Origin of the sequence: Pseudomonas sp., assembly GCF_035277045.1 — a bacterium.
Classification (GTDB): Bacteria; Pseudomonadota; Gammaproteobacteria; order Pseudomonadales; family Pseudomonadaceae; genus Aquipseudomonas.
Window position 1 is genome coordinate 1 of sequence record NZ_DATELE010000120.1, and the last position, 3579, is coordinate 3579.

The 3579-nt window shown below is 62.1% G+C and carries 3 protein-coding genes; 2 read left to right on the forward strand and 1 reads right to left on the reverse strand.

Annotated features, from left to right (window positions below; all coding sequences use genetic code 11):
* Together VJS90_RS05245 and VJS90_RS05250 are read left to right on the forward strand one after the other, a co-directional pair.
* Positions 1–692: DUF3418 domain-containing protein (locus VJS90_RS05245; RefSeq protein ID WP_324119725.1), on the forward strand; the 692-nt coding region annotated here is incomplete at its 5' end.
* A 134-nt stretch (positions 693–826) separates the two neighbouring features.
* The gene (locus VJS90_RS05250; RefSeq protein ID WP_324119727.1) at positions 827–1948 is read left to right on the forward strand and encodes a beta-ketoacyl-ACP synthase III; all 1122 of its coding nucleotides are present in this window, start codon (positions 827–829) and stop codon (positions 1946–1948) included.
* Positions 1949–2018: 70 nt separating this feature from the next.
* Here VJS90_RS05250 and VJS90_RS05255 read toward each other — a convergent pair whose 3' ends face one another.
* Positions 2019–3269, reverse strand: coding sequence for a putative porin (locus VJS90_RS05255; RefSeq protein ID WP_324119729.1), 1251 nt, complete (start codon positions 3267–3269; stop codon positions 2019–2021).
* Between the last annotated feature and the right edge of the window lie 310 nt (positions 3270–3579).

Below are 3579 nucleotides of genomic sequence, written 5' to 3' on the forward strand. Positions count from 1 at the left end.
GCCTGTTGCTGCAACAGTTGGCCGAACCTGCGAAGTTCTTGCGCACCAGGCTTCCCGGGCTGACCGAGCTAGGCTTGCTGTACCGGGAACTGGGCCGGGTCGAGGCGCTGGTCGAGGACATCCTGCTGGCCAGCCTGGACAGCTGCATTCTCGAGGGCGAAAGCACCCTGCCGCGTGATGGCGCTGGCCTTGCCTCGCTGGCCGAGCGCAAGCGCGGCGGCTGGACCGAGCATGCCGAGCGCCTGGCGCGCCTGACCCTGGAGGTGCTCAAGCTCTGGCACGGCCTGCAGAAGCGTTTCAAGGGCAAGATCGACCTGACTCAGGCCGTGGCCCTCAATGACATCAAGCAGCAGTTGGGCAATCTGGTGTATCCCGGTTTCGTCCGGCAGACCCCTGCCGCCTGGCTCAAGGAGCTGCCACGTTACCTGAAGGCCGTCGAACTTCGCCTTGAGAAACTGGGCTCCCAGGTGCAGAAGGACCGGGTCTGGAGCGGCGAGCTGGGCAATCTCTGGAATCAGTACAAGACCCGCGCCGACAAGCATTCCCAGGAAGGCAAGCGTGACGAGCAGCTAGCATTGTATCGGTGGTTGCTGGAGGAGTATCGGGTCTCATTGTTTGGCCAGCAGCTGGGCACCAAGGTCGCGGTGTCGGACAAGCGCCTGAGCAAGCAGTGGAGCCAGGTGGAGGGCTAGCTGCACCTTTTTGTGGCAAACTCCTGAGCCCGTGAGGACCGCCTGGCGGTCCTTTACACATAATAATTGGCACTAAAGTGCCATTACCCTGCCCGGCCAAGCCAGTGGTGAGGCCTTAGAACAGAGGAACGACTGTGCATAACGTCGTGATCAGCGGCACCGGCCTGTATACCCCGGCCATGAGCATCTCCAACGAAGAGCTGGTGGAGTCCTTCAACACGTGGGTGCGGCAGTCCAATACCGACAACGCCGCGGCCATCGAGCGGGGCGAACGCGAGCCGCTGGCGGAGTCCAGCGCGGCCTTCATCGAGAAGGCTTCGGGGATCAGGAGCCGGCATGTCATGGACAAGGCCGGCATCCTCGACCCCGAGCGCATGAAGCCGCGCCTGCCGGAGCGAAGCAACGACGAGCCGTCGATCCTCTGTGAAATGGGTGTGGCCGCCGCCCGCCAGGCGCTGGAACGCGCCGGTCGCACCGCCGCCGATGTCGATGCGGTGATCGTCGCCTGCTCCAACCTGCAGCGCCCGTACCCGGCCATCGCCATCGAAGTGCAGCAAGTCCTTGGTATCCAGGGCTTTGCCTTCGACATGAACGTGGCATGCTCCTCGGCCACCTTCGGCATCCAGACCGCGAGCAATTGCGTGCAGCTGGGACAGGCCCGCGCCGTGCTGGTGGTAAGCCCGGAAATCTGCACCGGCCACCTGAACTTCCGCGACCGCGACAGTCACTTCATCTTCGGCGACGCCGCCACTGCCGTGCTGGTCGAGCGCGCCGACCTTGCAACCTCCGCGCACCAGTTCGATATCCTCGGCACCAAGCTGCTGACCCAGTTCTCCAACAACATTCGCAACAATTACGGCTTCCTCAACCGCGCGAGCGAAGAGGGCATCGATGCCGAAGACAAGTTGTTCGTGCAGGAAGGGCGCAAGGTGTTCCGTGAAGTCTGCCCGATGGTAGCCGAACTGATCGGCCAGCACCTGGCGGAAAACCGGATCGACATCGCCGACGTCAAACGCTTCTGGCTGCACCAGGCGAACCTCAGCATGAACCAGTTGATCGTCAAGAAACTGCTGGGTCGTGATGCGCTGGAGGACGAGGCGCCGGTGATTCTCGACCGCTATGCCAATACCAGTTCGGCCGGCTCGGTGATCGCGCTGCACAGCTACCAGGATGACCTGCCCCCAGGAGCGCTCGGCGTGCTGAGCTCGTTTGGCGCGGGGTATTCGATCGGCAGCGTGATCCTGCGCAAGCGGTAACCTTGATCTCTACGCAAAACGGGGGCGCTGATCTGATCAGCGCCCCCGTTTTTATTTCCGCTACATCAACTCAGAACTTGGCTTCCAGATCCAGCTGGAACGTATCGATGTTCGCATCGCTGGTCGGTGGGTTCGAGGCATCCGACTTGGCCATCAGGTAGGCCGCGCCCACCGAGAAGTTCTTGTCGATCTCGTACCCGACCTTGACCTTGTGGCCACGCGAGGCGGTGAAGCCGTTGGCGAAGTCCGAGTCGGTGAAGGCACCGACCACCGCGTTGCGCTGCACATCGCGGTAGTTGTAGTCGAGGCTGAAGGCACCCAGCTTGGTCTTCAGGCCGGCCAGCCAGGCAGTGTCCTGATTGCTGTCGGTCTCGCCGTTGACCACGTACTGGCCGTAGGCCGACAGCGGGACCACCAGGCCGGTCAGGTCGATCTGGCCGAAACCTTCGTACAAGGTGAACTCGTTGGTGGTATTGCCGTTGACCGCCAGCGCCGCGCTGTCCTTGTCGTTGTCGTAGCTGTAGATGCTGCCGCCCAGGGTGACCTTGAGGTTGTCGGTCGGGGCGAAGCGCGCACCCAGCTGGCCGCTGTACAGACGCAGGTCGTGACGGAACTGCACGCCGTCGCCGTCGACGTTGTCCTTGAGCACGAAGTAGCCGGCGCTACCAAACAGCTCGGCACCGCCCAGGTCGGCCTTGTAGGTGCTGGCGAAGCCTTCGGGGTTGATGTCGCTGTCCCAGATCACATCACCCATGCTGACCCACGGCTGGTTCATCTTGCCGCCGATCAGGTGCAGGTTCGGCAAGGCAGTGGGGTGGTAGTCGATGTAGGCAAGGTCAAGCCACAGCTGCTTCTTGTCGAAGTAGTTGTCCATGCTCTGGTTGGTCGAGCGCGCATCGCTGCTGCTGCCGGTGGCGACGCGAATACCCGCGTCGACCTGTGGGTTGATCTCGCTGTACAGGCCAAAGCGCGCGCGGATGCGCTGGCGGTCCTGGTCGCGGCTGCTGGAGTTGGTCGGGCCATCGGCGTCGACGTCTTCGTGACGCAGGCGCAGGTCACCCTTCATCTGGGTCTTGGCGGCCCATGCCACTTTTGATTCAAAGGAGCTCAGGCGGTCGGCCTGCGCCTTCTGCGCGGCCTTTTCCTTCGTCTCGTTCGCCAGGTCGGCTTGCAGTTCGCTGTACTGCGCCTGGTTGATCGAGCCATTGGCGCGGAGCATTTCGAGCAGCTTGGCGTCGACCGCAGCACTGGCCGGAGCACTCAGAGCCAGCATCATGCCGGTGCACAGGCTCGCTCCGGTTAGTGTAGAAACAAGACGCATAAGGTTCTCCCTCTTGAAAAAAAATGGGGAGGCTCGCGCCCGCCCCGTGTTGGCATGTCTTCGGGAAAGGCCTGGCTAGACAGGTTCTTGGGTTCCGGAAAACAGGCGCAAGTATTGCGGGGGGGTATTACAGAATAATGTCTATTTAGTGGCACTGTTGTTAAGACGCCTGACGCTCTACGGTGGGCGTTGCAGGCATTTTCTGGGACACTGAAAGCCCCTACGCGATGAGTCGACACCGTGACTACCTTGCAGAGCATTGCCCACTTGCGCGACCTGCCAGCAGCTTCATGGGATGCCTTGGTGCCCA